Raw genomic sequence first — 15964 nt, 5'->3', positions numbered from 1 at the left:
GGGGGAGGGAGCACCCATGACAGGTATCGTAATTCTAGGCGGCGCACGCACCGCGATTGGCACTTTTGGCGGCAGCTTGGCGGGGATCGAGCCAGCGACTTTGGGGAATATCACGGCCAAAGCGGCGATGGAGCGGGCTGGCGTCGCGCCGGAGCAGATCGGTCACGTTGCCTATGGCCACATCATTAACACCCAGCCACGCGACATGTACCTGTCGCGCGTCGCTGCGATGGATGCGGGTATTCCCGACAGCGTGCCCGCGATGAACGTGAACCGGCTCTGCGGGTCGGGCGTGCAGGCCATCATCTCGGCCGCGCAATCGCTGATGCTGGGGGATGCAGACTATGCGCTGGCGGGCGGTGCCGAGAGCATGAGCCGTTCGCCCTACATCGTGCCCGGCGCGCGCTGGGGTACCAAAATGGGCGATATGCAGGCGCAGGACATGATGCTGGGGGCGCTGAACTGTCCTTTTGGCACAGGTCACATGGGGATCACCGCCGAAAACGTGGCAATTGAACATAGCGTGAGCCGCGAAGATCAGGATGCCTTTGCCGTGGAAAGCCAGCGCCGCACCGCCGCTGCAATCGAAGCGGGCTATTTCGCAGATCAAATCGTGCCGGTCGAGGTGAAGCGCAAGCGCGAGTTGGTCCCCTTTGACACCGATGAGCATCCCAAGGCGACCACATTGGAAACCTTGGCCGGACTACGCCCTGCCTTCCGCAAGGATGGCTCTGTCACCGCAGGCAATGCGAGTGGTTTGAATGACGGCGCGGCGTCCTTGGTTCTGGCGCGGGAAGAAGCTGCAACAGCCGCGGGCCTGACGCCGCGGGCGCGCATCATTGGCTATGCCCACGCTGGTGTACGCCCCGAGGTGATGGGCATCGGCCCTGTCCCTGCCGTGCAGGCCTTGTTGGCGAAAACCGGACTGACTGTCGGCGATTTCGACGTCATCGAGTCGAACGAGGCCTTTGCCGCGCAAGCCATCGCTGTGAACCGCGAACTGGGACTTGATCCGGCCAAGGTGAACCCGAATGGCGGCGCGATTGCTCTGGGTCATCCGGTGGGCGCGACCGGCGCGATCATCACCGTCAAAGCTATGTACGAGCTGGAAAGAATCGGTGGCAAACGCGCCCTGATCACCATGTGCATTGGTGGTGGCCAAGGGATTGCGCTGGCGATTGAGCGCTAAAGTCACCGCAATTTAAGAGCCTATTCACCCTGTTCCGTCAGGTTGCCCCTATTCGGAACAGGGAATCGGCTCATGGATCTGGCCTCCAGACTGGCTCAGGAACGACGCGCGCGACTGGCGGCGGAACGCTTGCTCGAGATGAAGCAAGAAGAGTTGAGTGCGGCCAATCGCAAATTGGGTCGTCATGCCGAGGCCTTGTCCGCCGACCTTGCCGAAACCCGCAATGAAGTCGAGACGATCCGCAAAGACCACAGCCGTGTTCTGGTCGACCTAGGTGTCGCGATGACCAAGGCCGAGGTCGCAGAAATGCGTCTGTGGCAAGCGATCGAGGCGGTGCAGGACGGCTTTGCGCTGTTTGATGAAAACGCGCGGCTGATCCTTGCCAATCGTGCCTATTTGCAGATTTTCGACGGACTGGCTGAGATCCAAGAAGGGGTCAGCTACACCAGCATCATCCATGCGCTTGCGTTCGAGGGCACTGTGGATTTGCAGGGTGAGACGCCCATGGATTGGTGTCAGAGGATGATCCAAAGATGGCAATCCCAAGAGACCGAGCCAGAGGTTCTCCGTCTCTGGAATGGCCAGTTCATCAAGCTGGTGGATCAGCGAACGCCCCAAGGTGGTATGGTGACCCTTGGGGTCGACGTGACGGATCTGATGCGGCTTTGGGCTGCTGTGCATTCGGTTCCGGACGGCTTTATCCTGTACGATCAAGATGATCGCCTGATCACCTGCAATGACACGTTCAGGCAATACTATGCGGACACGGCGCCAGCGTTGGTGCCCGGTGCCTCGTTCGAAGAGATTTTGCGATTTGGGTTGGATCGCGGACAATACGCCGAGGCTCTGGGTCACGAGAAAGAGTGGCTCGAGGCGCGGCTGTCGCATCACCGGACGGGCGCCGAGCGCGAGCAGCAGATGAGCGACGGGCGTTGGCTGCGCATCCTGGAGCATCAAACGCCGGATGGTGGCCGTGTCGGTCTGCGCGTGGACATTACCCAAACCAAGAAAAACCAAGCCGAACTCAAGGATGCCAAAGTCCGAGCCGAGGCAGCCTCTCGGGCGAAATCCAGCTTCTTGGCGAACATGAGCCACGAAATCCGCACGCCGATGAACGGTGTTATGGGGATGGCGGACCTGCTTGGTGACACGCAGCTCGATGACGAACAGAGACTGTATGTGGATACGATCCGCAATTCCGCCGAGGCGTTGCTTGTCATCATTAACGACGTTCTGGATTACTCTAAGATCGAAGCGGGCAAGATGGCTCTGCACGCTGTCTCCTTTGATCTGGAGCGCTGCATCCATGAGATCCTGATGCTCTTGCAACCCAAAGCGCGGGAAAAGGGGCTGGCGCTGCTCTTGGATTATGATCTGTTTATGCCGACCCAGTTCGTTGGCGATCCCGGCCGTATCCGGCAGATTCTAACGAACCTGATCGGAAATGCCGTGAAGTTTACGGAAACGGGTCACGTGCGGGTACGCGTCACTGGCCACAAAGACGACAAGAAATCCAACATCCACGTCCTGATCGAAGACACCGGCATCGGCATTCTGCCCGAAATGATCGAGCACATTTTTGGCGAGTTCAATCAGGTCGAGGATGACAGGAACCGCAAATTCGAAGGCACGGGCCTTGGGTTGGCAATCACGCGCCGCTTGATCGATATGATGCAAGGCGAGCTTTGGTGCGAATCCGAACCTGACAAGGGAACGTGTTTTGGCTTCCGCCTGCCTCTGCCCGAAAATGGGGAACTGCCCGCCCCGCCTGCGATTGGTGAGCGTATTCGCAGAGCTTTGGTCGCGGACGACGAACAAGGACACCGGTGCATTCTGGAAAAGCAGCTTTCATTGATGGGAGTAGAGGTTACCGCCGTTGCGGACGGGCCCGCCGCACTCGCCACGCTTCAGGCGGATCAGGGGTTTGATATCCTGCTGACCGATCACCAAATGCCGGGGATGGACGGGCTGGAGCTCGCGCAGGCTCTAGAGGATGCGGGCATCCGGTTGCCCATGGTCCTCTTGTCATCAAACCCTGGCGCGGCGGCGAACGATCCTTCAAAGCACCTGTTCAAGCGCATCCTGCAGAAGCCGATCCCTCGTGAATTCCTGTATGCTACCTTGCAAGACATCGCCGAGACAGCCCCAGAGCCTGCCGTCGTGCCTGAGCCACCGGCGCCGACCGAGCAGATGGTTCTGCGCGTCCTTGCTGCCGAGGATAACAAAACCAACCAACTCGTCTTTTCCAAGATGGTCAAAGCGGCGGGAATCGAGCTGACGTTCGCCAACAATGGTGCCGAAGCGGTCGATCTATTCCCGAAAATTCGGCCTGATCTGATTTTTATGGATATCTCGATGCCCGGCATGGACGGGATGGAGGCGACACGGACAATCCGCCACGGGGAAGAGGCGCAGGGTTGGCCGCGGACCCCTGTGATCGCGATGACCGCCCATGCGCTGCCCGAAGATCGGGAGAAGATGATCGCAGCAGGGGCCGATCACTATCTGACAAAACCCCTGCGCAAGGCAGAGGTTCTGGAGCAAATCGATCAGCGCAGAGAAACGCTTCAGGAGGCAGGGCGCACGAATACCGGCTTGTCGTCTTCGCTCAAGTCGGGCTGATAGACATATCCACCGATGTCGAAGTCGCGCAGCGCGGCTGGATCGGTCAGACGGTTTTCCATCATGTAGCGCGCCATCGAGCCACGCGCTTTTTTGGCGTAGAAGCTGACGATCTTGGGCGTTCCGTTTTTTTCTTCCATGAAAACGGGCGTGATGATGCGCAGGTTTAAAGCCTTTTGGTCAACCGCGCCAAAGTATTCTTGGCTGGCACAGTTCACCAAAACATCTGTTTCGGCAGCTTCGGCCTGAGCATTCAACGCTTCGGACAGGCGTGGGCCCCAGTATTCATACAGGTTCTTGCCGCGCGGGTTTTTCAGGCGGCTGCCCATCTCTAGACGGTAGGGTTCGATCGCGTCGCGCGGACGCAATACTCCGTAAAGGCCGGACAAAATCCGCAGATGGTCGTCGGCCCACCGCATGGCGTCATCGTCTAGAGTCTTGGCTTCTAGACCCTGATAGGTGTCACCGGCAAAGGCATAGACGGCGGCCTTGCGCTCTTGTTCACCAAAATTGGCAAAACGCTCTTCGTTCAATTTCCCGAGCTTGTCGCTGATGTGCATCAGCTTGGACAGATCGGCGGCGGTCAAATCGCGGGCCACGCCTACCAGTTCTACGGCACTGTCCCAGAAATCGGGCGTGGTTGTGGCGCCGTCGCGGGGCTCCATGTCCATCTTTTTGGCGGGGGATAGAACGGCCAGCATCTCTGTCTCCTTAGTCTTTCGCTCGGATTTAGCCCGCCTCCCGTAGGACGTCCAGAAATGCTTCGCCAAATCTTTCTGCACGGCGATCCCCGAGCAGTCGAACCAATGTTTGATTGTCCCGAGGTCGGAGTTCCGCGATTTTGGCCAGCTGCGAAGCCGAGCAACTCAGCGGTTTGTCCAATCCGTCTGATCCCCGTAGCAGATCGGCCTGCGCCTCTAGCAACGCGTCGTAGAGGTTCGCAGCGCTGCGGCCTGCCAATTTTCGTCGGCTGGGGTGCAGGACTGCCGCCTCGCCGTTGATGACTTCGAGGAAATCTGTCCCATAGCGTTCCAGCTTTTTCGCCCCAACGCCAGAGATGCGCGCAATCTCGTCAAGGTTCGATGGACGGCGCTCTGCCATCTCGATCAGGGTCTTGTCGTTGAAGATGACATAAGCGGGCACGCTGGCGGCTTCGGCCAATGCGCGGCGTTTGGCCTTGAGCGCGGACAGTAGAGGCATGTCTTCTTCGGACACCATCATCTTGATGGCGGGTCTGCGCGACGTGACAGATATTGTGTCGCGGCGAAGTGTGATGGATTGCTCACCCTTGAGGATTGGGATCGCCGGATCGGTCATGCGCAGGGCGCCGTGGCGTTCGGGATCGGGGCGCACCAGATCGTGGCCCATCATCTGGCGAAAGACGGCTTGCCAGCCGCGGCGGTCGAATTCTTTGCCCACGCCAAAGGTCGGCAAGCCGTCGTGCCCGCGATCACGCACTTTGTCGGTCGCGTTGCCGGTCAGAATGTCGATCAGATGGCCCGAACCAAAATATTCGCCCGTGCGCAGGATGGCGGATAGGGCTTTGCGCACGGCTTCGGTGCCGTCAAAGGTCTCTGGCGGCTGGTCACACAGATCGCAATTGCTGCAAGGTCCACTGTCCTCGCCGAAATAGGACAGCAGGGACTGGCGGCGGCACGTGACAGCTTCGGCCAGTCCGAGCAGCGAATTCAGGCGGGCATGGTCGGCAGCGCGGCGTTCAGGTGGCGCGAGCCCTTCGTCGATCTGATTGCGGCGCAGGCGGATGTCGTCAGGGCCGAACAAAGTTAATGTCTCGGCTGGGGCACCGTCTCGGCCCGCGCGGCCAATTTCCTGATAGTAGGCTTCGATGGACTTGGGCAGGTCTGCGTGGGCAACCCAGCGGATGTCCGGTTTGTCGATCCCCATGCCGAAGGCGACAGTGGCGACGACGATCAGACCGTCTTCTTGCTGGAAGCGGCGTTCCACGTCGCGGCGGTCGTCAGCCTCCATCCCGCCGTGATAGTGGCAGGCCAGATGTCCTTCGTCGCGCAGGGCCTTGGCGAGCCCTTCGGTTTTCGCGCGTGTCCCGCAATAGACGATGCCAGAGCGGCCCCGTCTTGCGGCGGCATAGGACAGGATCTGGTTGCGCGGGCTGTCTTTGGCAGCAAAGGCCAGATGGATGTTGGGTCTGTCAAAGCCGCGCAGGAAAGAGGTGGGTTGGACACCGGCGAACAGCTTTTGGACGATTTCGTCACGGGTTTCGGCATCGGCTGTGGCGGTAAAGGCGGCCAAAGGCACGTCCAAAGCCTGTCGCAGCTCGCCAATCCGCAGGTAATCAGGGCGGAAATCGTGGCCCCATTGGCTAACGCAGTGCGCCTCGTCCACCGCAATCAAGCTGGTGCCAACGTTGCGCAACAGACGCTCTGTCCCCATTGAGGCAAGGCGCTCGGGCGCCATATACAGCAGCTTGATCTCGCCGCGGTGCAGAGCCTCCATCACAGCATCGTTTTCCTCGGCGGTGTTGCCGGATGTCAGGGCACCTGCGCCAACACCTGCTTCGCGCAACCCGCGTACCTGATCGCGCATCAAGGCGATCAGCGGGGAAATCACCACCGTGACGCCATCGCGTACCAAAGCGGGCAGCTGAAAACACAGGGATTTGCCGCCACCTGTGGGCATGATGGCCAGCACATTCTGGCCGCCTGTTACGGCTTCGACGATATCTTGCTGTCCGGGGCGAAAGGCATCGAATCCGAATACCTGCCGCAACAGATCATGTGCGTGCTGCATGGGGTGTCTTCTGGGATACTGCTCGAGGTGGGCGCGACTGTCCCACACCAAGACTCGGCAGGCAAGGGGCCGAAGCCCCCAGATTTAGAGGAACAGCCCGACGTTGTTCTGCAAGATGATCCGGATCGCGATCAGGATGATGAACGCGACCAGCGGCGCAAGGTCCAAGCCTGGAGTTGCAGGCAGGATGCTGCGGATCGGGCCATAAATTGGCTCGAGCAAACGATTCAGGCCGTCCCAGATCTGACGCACCAAGGGCTGGTACAAGTTCAGCACCTGAAAGCTGATCAGCCAGCTCATGATGATATGGGCGATCATGATGAACCACACCACGTCGAGGATCAGCATGAGGATCTGGTAAAGCGAAGTCATCGGCGCATCCTGTCAAATTTCATCGCAAAATAGGTAGGCGACCGAACGCCCGAGGGCAAGGGTGCCGCGTGACGCAACGTTGCGCGTTGACCCGACAATTGCACGCGTCATGCTGCAATGCGGAACGGAGAGCCCCATGTACCCATTCATTCGTCTTGCCTACGGTGTCCTAAAACAGCGTAAACAGCCGCCCATCGGTTTGACCGAGACGATGGAAACGCAGCACATCTGCTGGCCTTGGGACATCGATATCTGGATGGAATTGAATAACGGTCGGTCCTTGTCGCTCTACGATCTGGCCCGCATTCCCTTGGCGATGCGCACCCCGCTGTGGAAAGCGCTGCGCAAAGAGGGATGGCTGATGACGATGGCTGGAGCCACGGTCCGCTGGCGCCGCCGCGTCCGCATGTTCGACAAGTTTACGATCCGCAGTCGCGGCCTGTGTTGGGATGACAAGTTTATCTACATCGAGCAAAGCATGTGGAAGACGAACGGCGAATGCGCGAGCCACGTGTTGTACCGCACGGCTGTGACGGATCGGAACGGCATCGTCGCGCCCGAACGCGTGTGCGCCGCGATGAATATGCCCGCCGAAAGCCCGCCAATCCCCGATTGGGTTGCTGCGTGGATCAGCGCAGAGGCCTTTCGGCCTTGGCCGCCTATGCAAGAATAGCTTGCACTGGACACCCCAAAGCTGTTCTTTCAAAGCAACAAGATTGGGGTGTGTCGTATGGCAACTGCGGAAGTGCGTAAACGCATATGGGGATGGTATTTTTTCGATTGGGCGAGCCAGCCTTATGCCACCCTGCTGATCACCTTTATCTTTGCGCCCTATGTGAAAGAACTGCTTAACGATGGGGCTGCGGCACAGGCAACCTGGGGTTTCGGGGTTGGACTCGCCGGAATCGTGATTGCTTTGCTGGCACCGATCCTAGGAGCGTTGGCGGACACTTCGGGAAATCGCCGTGCGTGGATCTGGGTGTTCTCGGTGATGTACTTTTTTGGCGCCTATGGCTTGTGGTGGGCGGACCCGAACAATCTCAATATGACGTTCGTGATGACGAGCTTTGCGATCGGTATGATCGGGATGGAGTTCGCCACAATCTTTACCAACTCGATGCTGCCCGATCTGGGACCCAAAGAGGATGTGGGCCGGATTTCGGGCAATGGTTGGGCGTTTGGCTACCTTGGCGGCTTGGTCGCGCTGATCATCATGCTGGCGCTGTTTGCGGACAATGCGGTGACGGGCAAGACCTTCCTTGGCCTTGATCCTGTGTTTGGGTTGGACGCCAGCGCTCGCGAGGGCACCCGCGCCGTCGGTCCGCTGACGGCGATCTGGTTTGCGGTGTTCATGATCCCGTTTTTCCTGTTCGTACGCGATCCCAAGCCCGTTCGTGCGCCAGTCGGCGCTGTTTCGGCCGCGCTCAAGGATTTGGGCCGCACGGTAAAAGGTCTGCCCAAGCATCCGTCGCTGACCGCTTATTTGGCCTCGTCCATGCTGTATCGGGACGCTTTGAACGGGATGTACGTGTTTGGCGGCATCTATGCGGCGGGCGTTCTGGACTGGAGCGTCCAGCAAACCGGTATCTTTGGCTTGTTGGCGATCATCTCTGGCGCGCTGTTCTCTTGGCTGGGTGGACGGCTGGACGTGCGGTTCGGACCGCGGCCCGTGATTGTCACGTCGATCCTGTTCCTGCTGTTGGCCTCTGTTCTGACGGTTCTGATTTCACGTGAAACGGTCTTGCTGGTCCCCGTGCCCGAAGGGTCAAAGCTGCCGGATATCGCGTTCTTCTTTGTCGGGGCGCTGATCGGGGCGGCTGGCGGCGTGCTGCAATCGGCAAGCCGGACAATGCTGGTGCGTCAGGCCAATCCGGCCCGCATGACCGAGGCATTTGGCCTGTATGCACTGGCGGGCAAGGCGACCAGTTTCCTTGCGCCCATGCTGATCGGGGCGGTAACCCTATTAACGGGTAGCCAGCAAATTGGGGTAACCCCTCTGATTGTTCTTTTTCTCGCGGGTCTCTTCCTGATACGCTTTGTAGCGAAAGACGGAGATCCAGCATCATGGTCAAACGCCTCTTAAGTTTCGCACTCCTTTTTGCACTCGCCGCTTGCGGAGAGTCGGGCGACGTCCCGACGCCCTCCGCGTCGGCGCGCGTGCAGTCGATCGCCTTTTCTGGCGGTCCCGCGCCCGGGGTCGATCTGAACCAGACGGCGAAATTCGCCTTTGGCGCGGAAAAGACAGGCTCGCCCCATCCCTCGTTCGCCTTTGGCTCTTATGCCAAAGGCTGCGTGTCCGGCGCCGAGCAACTGGCCGAAACCGGTCCCACGTGGCAGGCCATGCGCCTGTCGCGGAACCGGAACTGGGGACACCCCGAACTGGTCGACTTCCTAAAAACCCTGAGCGCCAAGGCCGCCCGCCAACCCGGTTGGGAAGGCATCTATATCGGCGATATGAGCCAGCCGCGTGGGGGCCCCATGCTGACAGGCCATGCGAGCCACCAGATGGGGCTGGACGCCGACATCTGGATGCTGCCGCCCAAGCGGCTGGACCTGAGCGTTGCCGAGCGCGAGAGCATTTCCTCAATCTCCATGCGTCGCGCCAACGGGGCCTACACCAACAGCAACTGGACCCCCCAGCATATGGAGGTGATCAAGGCCGCCGCCAAAGACCCGCGTACCGCGCGCATCTTTGTCTTCCCCGGGGCCAAGGTGGCCATTTGCAACGCCGAAAAGGGCGATCGTAGCTGGCTGCGCAAAGTGCGTCCGTGGTGGGGCCATCACTACCACTTCCACGTCCGCCTCAGCTGTCCTGCGGGCATGAGCGGCTGTGTGAACCAAGATCCGCCGCCAGCTGGGGACGGCTGTGATGATGCGCAGCAGTGGGTGAACAACATCATCAACCCGCCGCCGCCGGACCCGAATGCGCCCAAACCCAAGCCGCGCCGTCTGATCCAAGTCGCGGACCTGCCGCAGCAATGCGCGGCCATCCTCTCGCCACGTTAACCATCCGTTAACCAAAAGGGGAGCTTGCCATAAGGGGGCGACTCCCCTTATGCGCGGTCCGTTCGCCCCTGTGTGGGCGCGAGTTGCCGTCACCTTCGACAAAAAACGGACCGACATCATGAACCGTATCCTTCCTGGCGTGATCGCCATGGCAGCCGTGGTGGTTGCCTCGAATATCCTTGTTCAATTCCTGATCCTCGATGGTCTGCTGACTTGGGGCGCGTTTACCTATCCCATCGCGTTTCTGGTGACCGACCTGATGAACCGTATCTACGGCGCCGCTGAGGCGCGCAAAGTCGTGCTGGTTGGCTTTGTCACGGGCATCATATGCTCGCTGATTGGCAGCCAGGTTATGCTAGAGTTCGGTCCCGCCGTGCCCCTGCGGATCGGCGTTGCATCGGGCTTTGCTTTCCTGACCGCTCAACTTCTGGACATTGCGGTGTTCGACCGTTTGCGCAGGGGCGTTTGGTGGAAAGCGCCGCTGGCGTCGACCGTTGTGGGCTCTGTGATCGACACGGCCCTGTTTTTCACCGTCGCGTTTTCGGCGCAGATCAGTTTTGGGGCAGATTCGGACGCAGCGACCGCTTGGGCGTTGGATTCTATGCCTTTTATGACGGTTGGGCCGGACCAGCCCCTGTGGATCACGCTCGCGGTGGCTGACTGGATGGTCAAAATTGCTGTCGCTTTGATCGCTCTCGTTCCGTTTCGCATCATTACCGGAAAGTTGAACGCGACTACCCAATAATTCTTTTTGACATCACAAGAAACTGTGCCACCTTTTTCCATAGGAGCAACATATTGAAAGGAGGTGGTCCAGTGTCGAGAAAGGTATTGGAGCGAGGTGTCGGGACAATCGGAGGGTTTTTCGTCTAGGGCAGCCCTTGGGCGCTAAACTCACCGGATTGGCGTCGGCCTAACCGCCCGCCTCCTGCAACTTTCGGAAGGGCCACCGTAGTGCTTCACGGCGGCCCTTTTTCATTGTCAAATTGCACGTCTGGCCCACGTATGGTTTGCGTATGGCAAACGTCATGACGTTCGGAGGGCACCCGTGCTGCGTGTAAACGACAAGATCACAATTCAGGACTGGGAACTGACCGAGCAGTTCACCCGCAGCTCCGGCCCCGGCGGCCAGAATGTGAACAAGGTGTCAACGGCGGTCGAACTGCGGTTCGAGGCCGAGCGCAGCCCCGCGCTGACTGATGCGGTCAAACGACGGCTCAAGAAACTGGCTGGGCGCCGCTGGACTTTGGACGGGGCGCTGATCCTGCGGGTCGAGGACACCCGCAGTCAGGCCCGCAACCGCGAGATCGCCCGCGAACGGCTGGTCGAACTGATCCTGAAATCACTGGAAGTCCCCAAACGCCGCATCCCCACCAAGCCCACCAAAGGCTCTGTCCGCCGCCGCCTCGACGCGAAGAAGCAGCGGGGGGAGGTTAAGGCGCTGCGCGGCAAGGTGGATTAAAACGGAACTTCGTCATCGAAGTCCCATGTCTGAGACATCCTACTTTTTTCAATGATCACGTCGGCCTGAGCAACAAAGCGCTCAATAGTCTCCATGATCTGTAAGAGATAAGTTCGTTTAAATACTCTTAAAGTGTTGCCACTTTTGTCCCGCCCATTTCGGTGCACGCAATCGTGACGAAGCTGAATGGCGTGCTTTAGTTCTTTAGTGTTGCCACTTTTTTGTAGCAGTTTTTCTTCGAAGAGGTGTTTGAAAATCGTATCTACATGTTCGATGTTGTGAAACGATATGGCTTCAATTCTTTGATTTATCTTTTTGTTGATTATGTCGGGGTCGTCAAAAACCTCAGTGAGGCTGAGTTTTTCTTTGCAGAGTTCTCTATCTTTCTGAATGAACAGCTTTAGGTAAATTTTGTTGGATTTAATGGTGTTGGAAATTACATCTGAGAAATATGCCTCCATCACGCCAATAATTTGAGTGAAGAGCATTCGGTTTAATAACTCGTCTCCGATGCTATTTCCTAACTTCAAAACTTCTTCTCTAATTTCCTCAAAGGCATACTTAAATGATTGATATGGATCGGCGTCATCTTCAGGGGTGATATCGTCTGGTGGCTTTGGTACCCAAATTGGTGTGCTTGAAGTGACGATTACATAAGGCGCATTAATTAAAGATGCGACGCAACGACCGCTCTTATGTCTGAAGTTGACCAAAAAATTTCTATGGCAACTTCGACAGATCGTTGTGCCTTCGGTGTCCTGCTCGAAATCTGGGTCTTCTTCAAGTGCTTCCCAATTGGGTCTCCTTGTGGTGCAATTCTCAGAGACGTTTTTGCTGCATGTTGGGCAGGAAAAAGAGATGTCGATTTCTATGGTTCCATCAATAGTTTGGTTTTTTGGTGAACCCACTAAACCACAACCTCCCGTCTCTCTTGCTCCCCAACGCCGAATACGCGCTTATAGCGCTCGATTTCGGCCTTGGGGCCCATCGCTTTTTCGGGGTTGTCCGAGAGTTTGACCGTCGGGCGGCCGTTGGCGCTGACGGCTTTGCACACCAATGAGAACGGGGCGAGGGCGTCGTCGGGGGCCAGACCTCGGAAATCGTTGGTCAGGAGTGTGCCCCAGCCAAAGCTGACGCGGACGCGGCCGGCGAATTGGGCGGAGAGGGCTTCGATCTGGTCCACGTCGAGGCCATCCGAGAAGATCACCAGTTTTTGGGTGGGATCCTCGCCGCGGTCCTGCCACCAGCGGATGGCGGTTTCGGCGCCAGAGGCCGGATCGCCGCTGTCGATGCGGATGCCGGTCCAGCCGGCCAGCCAATCGGGTGCGCGTTTCAGGAAGCCTTCGGTCCCGTAGGTGTCGGGCAGGATGATGCGCAGGTTGCCCGAATGCTCTTCGTGCCAGTCGGCCAGCACCTGATAGGGGGCCTGCGCCAGTTCGGCGTCGGTTTCGGCCAGCGCGGCGTAGACCATGGGCAGTTCGTGGGCGTTGGTGCCGATCGCCTCGACCTCGCGTTTCATGGCGATGAGGCAGTTGGACGTGCCGGTGAATTTGTCCCCCAGCCCTTCCATCATGGCTTGGACGCACCAGTCCTGCCAGAGAAAGGAATGGCGGCGGCGGGTGCCGAAGTCCGCGATTTTCAGGCCGTCGATGGTGCGCAGGCGCTGCACCTTTTCCCACATCTGGGTCATGGCGCGGGCATAGAGGACCTGCAGTTCAAAGCGGCCCATTTCATTCAGGACAGCGCGGCCGCGTAGCTCCATCAGCACGGCGAGGGCGGGGATTTCCCAGAGCATGACCTCGGGCCACGACCCTTCGAAGGTCAGCTCGTACTGACCGTCGATTTTCTCGAGGTGATAGGGGGGCAGGCGCAGGTTTTCGAACCACTCCATGAAGTCGGGGCGGAACATCTGGCGTTTGCCGTAGAAGGTGTTGCCGCGCAGCCATGTGGATTCGCCGCGGGATAGCGATAGGCTGCGGATGTGGTCCAGTTGCTCGCGCAGCTCGCCCTCGTCAATCAGTTCGGCAAGGCGGACGGTTTTGCTGCGGTTGATCAGGCTAAAGGCGACGCGGGTGTCCGGTTTGTTGCGGAACACCGATTGGCACATCAGCAGTTTGTAGAAATCGGTGTCGATCAGGGACCGGACGATGGGGTCGATCTTCCACTTGTGGTTATAGACGCGGGTGGCGATGTCCATGGTACGGATCCCTTGCGTTCGCGGTAACAGGACAGGTGTACGCTAGGCGCGCCTTGTTATGAAAGTGGTTTTTCCACAGCGGGGCGTTCGGACAGGACCTGATGCAAGGTCTCGAGCAGTTGGACCTTGCGCACGGGTTTGGTCATGAAATCGTCCATGCCCGCTGCGATGCAGGAATCGCGGTCGTCCTTTTGGGCGTTGGCCGTCAGGGCGATGATGTAGGGCTGGGGCAGGTCGAGCGTGCGGATGCGGCGGGTCGCCTCGATCCCGTCGACACCGGGCATCTGCATGTCCATTAGGATCAGGTCGGGATGGGCGGCAGTCGTGGTGTCGATCGCTTGCTGTCCATCTACGGCAAAGAGGATCTCTGCCCCGCATTTTTCGAGGAATTTGCTCATGAGCATACGGTTGGTGGCGTTGTCCTCGGCCACTAGCACGGTGCGGCCGGTCAGATCCTCTGGCGCAGGGGCGGGGGGTTCGGCGGTGGGCAGTTCTTCGATCGTGCGGCGGGTGGCGCAGGGCACGGGCAAGAAGAGCGAGAAGCAGGAGCCTTGGCCCTCGTGAGAGACGGCGGTCAGGTCGCCGCCCATCTCGCGGGCCAGTTGGCGCGAGATGGCAAGGCCGAGGCCGGTGCCGCCGAAGTCCTGCGCGGTCGTGTCTTCGGCCTGCGCGTAGTAGCCAAACAGGCGGCGCATGCCGTCTTCCGAGATGCCGATCCCGCTGTCCGTCACGTCCACGGCAAAGCGGCAAGTGTTGGCGATGCGAGAGCCTTGGACCGAGATGGTGACACCGCCGGTTGGGGTGAACTTGATGGCGTTGTCAATCACGTTCACCAGAATCTGGCGGATGCGCCCTTCGTCGGCGTAGATCATGGGCAGATCGTCGGGCAGGTCGATCGAGAAGGACAGGCCCTTGGCCTCTGCGCGCGGGCGCAGCAGACCGTCGAGTTTGTCAAAGAACTCTTTCAGCTCGAACACATTCGGGGTGATCTTGAGCTTGCCTGCTTCGAGTTTTGACAGGTCGAGGATGTCGTTCACGATCCGCACCAGAGACTCGGCGGTGTCCTGAAGGGCGGCCACATATTGGCGCGACTGGTCCGAAAGGTCCTGTTCGGCCAACAGATCCGCGAGGCCGACGATGCTGTTCATCGGGGTCCGGATTTCGTGGCTGGTGGTGGCAAGGAATTCGGTCTTGGCCCGCTCGTTGCGTTCGGCTTTGAGCATGGCTTCGGCCAACTCGGTTTCGCGCGCCTTGGAGTGGGTGATGTTGCGCTCGATCGCGATCATGCCGCCCGCGTTCTGCGCGGTGTCGGGCAAGGGCACGAGGTTGGTTTCGACCCAGATCGGATCGCCGGATTTGGTGTAGTTCTGCAATTCGATCCGCAGGGGTGAATGGGTGGCGCCAGCGTGCTCGAGCTTGGCAAGGGCTTCGGGGGATGTGAGTGGCCCTTTGAGCAAGCCGATGGGGCGGCGGCCCGTGGCCTCGTTCAGGGTGTAGCCGGTCAGGCGGGTAAAGGCGTCGTTCACCCACGTGATGCGACCGGTTTTGTCGAAGACGATCACCGAGTCATTCGCGTTTTCAGCCACGGCGGCCAGCTGCTGCAGGTACTTTTCGTTGTTCACGAGCTGCTGGTTTGCCTTGCGCAAAGAGGCTTGGGCCGTTTCCGCTGCGCTGCGGTCCTCGTCCTGTTGACGGAAGCTGCCGTCGGTAAAATCAATGAGCCGATAGGCGACGTAGGCCAAAAGGAGCGACGCCAGCGTTTCGTATGCCAGTTGCGGCGAGGCCCCGATTGTCATCCAGCGTACGGACAGGATCAGGATCAGAGCGCAGCCGTAGATTAGCAGACGGACGAAAATGGCGGGCGGGTTGTAATAAAGAAGGGCCCCTGCGTTCATCACCGCTGCGAACAGGTAGCAGATGACGAACATGTCGACGGTTTCATTGGGCTGCAGCGCCGCAGCGCCAATCACGACCGCAGAAAAGAGCACGGCCTGAAAACCGGCGGTAACGGTGCTGAACCGCAGTTCCGGTGTCAGGGGCCCGCCCTTGTCCAGACGCTTGAGCGATTGGTTGAGCGAGATGGTGTCCAGCGCCTCTGCCATACATACCGCGACCACGGCGACGGCGGTCAGGTACCAAGAGTACGGGAAGTACAGGATCAGCGCCCCAAGTGAGCCGACGACCAGACGCACATACATGAGGTCAAGCCGTCCGCCGACATAGCCGCGGAACTTGCCCTCTTTGGCCGAGAGCTTTTTGTTTTGATCTTGCGGCGCGGTGGCGTCACTCATTGCATTCGGTCTCTTTGCGGCAGGACCTACACCCAAGCACCTTGTAAAAGAACTGT

At 59.2% G+C, this 15964-nt stretch carries 13 protein-coding genes; 7 read left to right on the top strand and 6 right to left on the bottom strand.

Going from position 1 to position 15964, the window contains the following annotated elements; translation table 11 throughout:
* Window positions 1-16 precede the first annotated feature (16 nt).
* Together N4A58_RS14360 and N4A58_RS14355 are read left to right on the top strand one after the other, a co-directional pair.
* Window positions 17-1189 (top strand): acetyl-CoA C-acyltransferase family protein, encoded by a 1173-nt coding sequence (locus N4A58_RS14360; protein WP_293710749.1) that lies wholly within the window; start codon window positions 17-19, stop codon window positions 1187-1189.
* Window positions 1190-1261: 72 nt separating this feature from the next.
* Window positions 1262-3811: a response regulator gene (locus tag N4A58_RS14355; RefSeq protein WP_293710747.1), complete on the top strand. Its 2550-nt coding sequence runs from the start codon at window positions 1262-1264 to the stop codon at window positions 3809-3811.
* Here the strand turns inward: N4A58_RS14355 and yaaA are convergent.
* From yaaA to N4A58_RS14340, 3 genes are all read right to left on the bottom strand, one after another.
* Window positions 3757-4512, bottom strand: a complete 756-nt coding sequence (gene yaaA, locus N4A58_RS14350; RefSeq protein WP_293710745.1) for a peroxide stress protein YaaA — start codon at window positions 4510-4512, stop codon at window positions 3757-3759. The genes N4A58_RS14355 and yaaA overlap by 55 nt on opposite strands.
* Before the next feature lie 28 nt (window positions 4513-4540).
* Entirely contained in the window at window positions 4541-6580 is a 2040-nt protein-coding gene (recQ, locus tag N4A58_RS14345; protein ID WP_293710743.1) for a DNA helicase RecQ, read from the bottom strand.
* 84 nt (window positions 6581-6664) lie between these two features.
* Window positions 6665-6952 (bottom strand): YggT family protein, encoded by a 288-nt coding sequence (locus N4A58_RS14340; RefSeq protein ID WP_072709199.1) that lies wholly within the window; start codon window positions 6950-6952, stop codon window positions 6665-6667.
* Between the two features lie 136 nt (window positions 6953-7088).
* Here N4A58_RS14340 and N4A58_RS14335 point away from each other — a divergent pair, with 136 nt between their 5' ends.
* The 5 genes from N4A58_RS14335 to arfB all read left to right on the top strand — a co-directional run bounded on the left by N4A58_RS14335 (window position 7089) and on the right by arfB (window position 11420).
* On the top strand, window positions 7089-7625 hold the full coding sequence (locus tag N4A58_RS14335) for a thioesterase family protein (RefSeq protein ID WP_293710741.1): 537 nt from the start codon (window positions 7089-7091) through the stop codon (window positions 7623-7625).
* A gap of 57 nt (window positions 7626-7682) precedes the next feature.
* Window positions 7683-9035 (top strand): MFS transporter, encoded by a 1353-nt coding sequence (locus tag N4A58_RS14330; RefSeq protein WP_293710739.1) that lies wholly within the window; start codon window positions 7683-7685, stop codon window positions 9033-9035.
* Window positions 9017-9958 carry a penicillin-insensitive murein endopeptidase gene (gene mepA, locus N4A58_RS14325; protein WP_293710737.1) on the top strand — a complete coding sequence of 314 codons (942 nt, stop codon included), beginning with the start codon at window positions 9017-9019 and terminating at the stop codon, window positions 9956-9958. Before N4A58_RS14330 ends, mepA begins: the two co-directional genes overlap by 19 nt.
* Before the next feature lie 118 nt (window positions 9959-10076).
* Entirely contained in the window at window positions 10077-10703 is a 627-nt protein-coding gene (locus tag N4A58_RS14320) for a queuosine precursor transporter (protein ID WP_293710736.1), read from the top strand.
* A gap of 303 nt (window positions 10704-11006) precedes the next feature.
* Window positions 11007-11420 (top strand): alternative ribosome rescue aminoacyl-tRNA hydrolase ArfB, encoded by a 414-nt coding sequence (arfB, locus tag N4A58_RS14315; RefSeq protein WP_293710735.1) that lies wholly within the window; start codon window positions 11007-11009, stop codon window positions 11418-11420.
* Here the strand turns inward: arfB and N4A58_RS14310 are convergent.
* Genes N4A58_RS14310 through N4A58_RS14300 form a run of 3 tightly spaced genes read right to left on the bottom strand, consistent with a single transcriptional unit; the run spans window position 11417 to window position 15908 of the window.
* Complete coding sequence (locus N4A58_RS14310) at window positions 11417-12328, bottom strand: hypothetical protein (RefSeq protein WP_293710733.1); 912 nt, start codon at window positions 12326-12328, stop codon at window positions 11417-11419. The two genes, arfB and N4A58_RS14310, sit on opposite strands and share 4 nt — an antisense overlap.
* A complete protein-coding gene (gene pncB / locus N4A58_RS14305) occupies window positions 12328-13617 on the bottom strand; it encodes a nicotinate phosphoribosyltransferase (RefSeq protein ID WP_293710731.1) in 1290 nt (429 codons plus the stop codon). Before pncB ends, N4A58_RS14310 begins: the two co-directional genes overlap by 1 nt.
* A 56-nt stretch (window positions 13618-13673) precedes the next feature.
* Complete coding sequence (locus tag N4A58_RS14300; RefSeq protein WP_293710729.1) at window positions 13674-15908, bottom strand: PAS domain-containing hybrid sensor histidine kinase/response regulator; 2235 nt, start codon at window positions 15906-15908, stop codon at window positions 13674-13676.
* Window positions 15909-15964 lie beyond the last annotated feature (56 nt).

The sequence above is a fragment of the Donghicola sp. genome, from assembly GCF_025210255.1.
GTDB lineage: Bacteria > Pseudomonadota > Alphaproteobacteria > Rhodobacterales > Rhodobacteraceae > Donghicola > Donghicola eburneus.
This window is presented reverse-complemented; position numbering and strand designations above follow the sequence as displayed.

What these genes read in the sequence shown, in the direction of transcription:
- N4A58_RS14360 (WP_293710749.1), top strand. Translation starts at nt 17, where the DNA reads ATGACAGGTATCGTAATTCTAGGCGGCGCACGCACCGCGATTGGCACT.
- N4A58_RS14355 (WP_293710747.1), top strand. Translation starts at nt 1,262, where the DNA reads ATGGATCTGGCCTCCAGACTGGCTCAGGAACGACGCGCGCGACTGGCG.
- yaaA (WP_293710745.1), bottom strand. Translation starts at nt 4,512, where the DNA reads ATGCTGGCCGTTCTATCCCCCGCCAAAAAGATGGACATGGAGCCCCGC.
- recQ (WP_293710743.1), bottom strand. Translation starts at nt 6,580, where the DNA reads ATGCAGCACGCACATGATCTGTTGCGGCAGGTATTCGGATTCGATGCC.
- N4A58_RS14340 (WP_072709199.1), bottom strand. Translation starts at nt 6,952, where the DNA reads ATGACTTCGCTTTACCAGATCCTCATGCTGATCCTCGACGTGGTGTGG.
- N4A58_RS14335 (WP_293710741.1), top strand. Translation starts at nt 7,089, where the DNA reads ATGTACCCATTCATTCGTCTTGCCTACGGTGTCCTAAAACAGCGTAAA.
- N4A58_RS14330 (WP_293710739.1), top strand. Translation starts at nt 7,683, where the DNA reads ATGGCAACTGCGGAAGTGCGTAAACGCATATGGGGATGGTATTTTTTC.
- mepA (WP_293710737.1), top strand. Translation starts at nt 9,017, where the DNA reads ATGGTCAAACGCCTCTTAAGTTTCGCACTCCTTTTTGCACTCGCCGCT.
- N4A58_RS14320 (WP_293710736.1), top strand. Translation starts at nt 10,077, where the DNA reads ATGAACCGTATCCTTCCTGGCGTGATCGCCATGGCAGCCGTGGTGGTT.
- pncB (WP_293710731.1), bottom strand. Translation starts at nt 13,617, where the DNA reads ATGGACATCGCCACCCGCGTCTATAACCACAAGTGGAAGATCGACCCC.
- N4A58_RS14300 (WP_293710729.1), bottom strand. Translation starts at nt 15,908, where the DNA reads ATGAGTGACGCCACCGCGCCGCAAGATCAAAACAAAAAGCTCTCGGCC.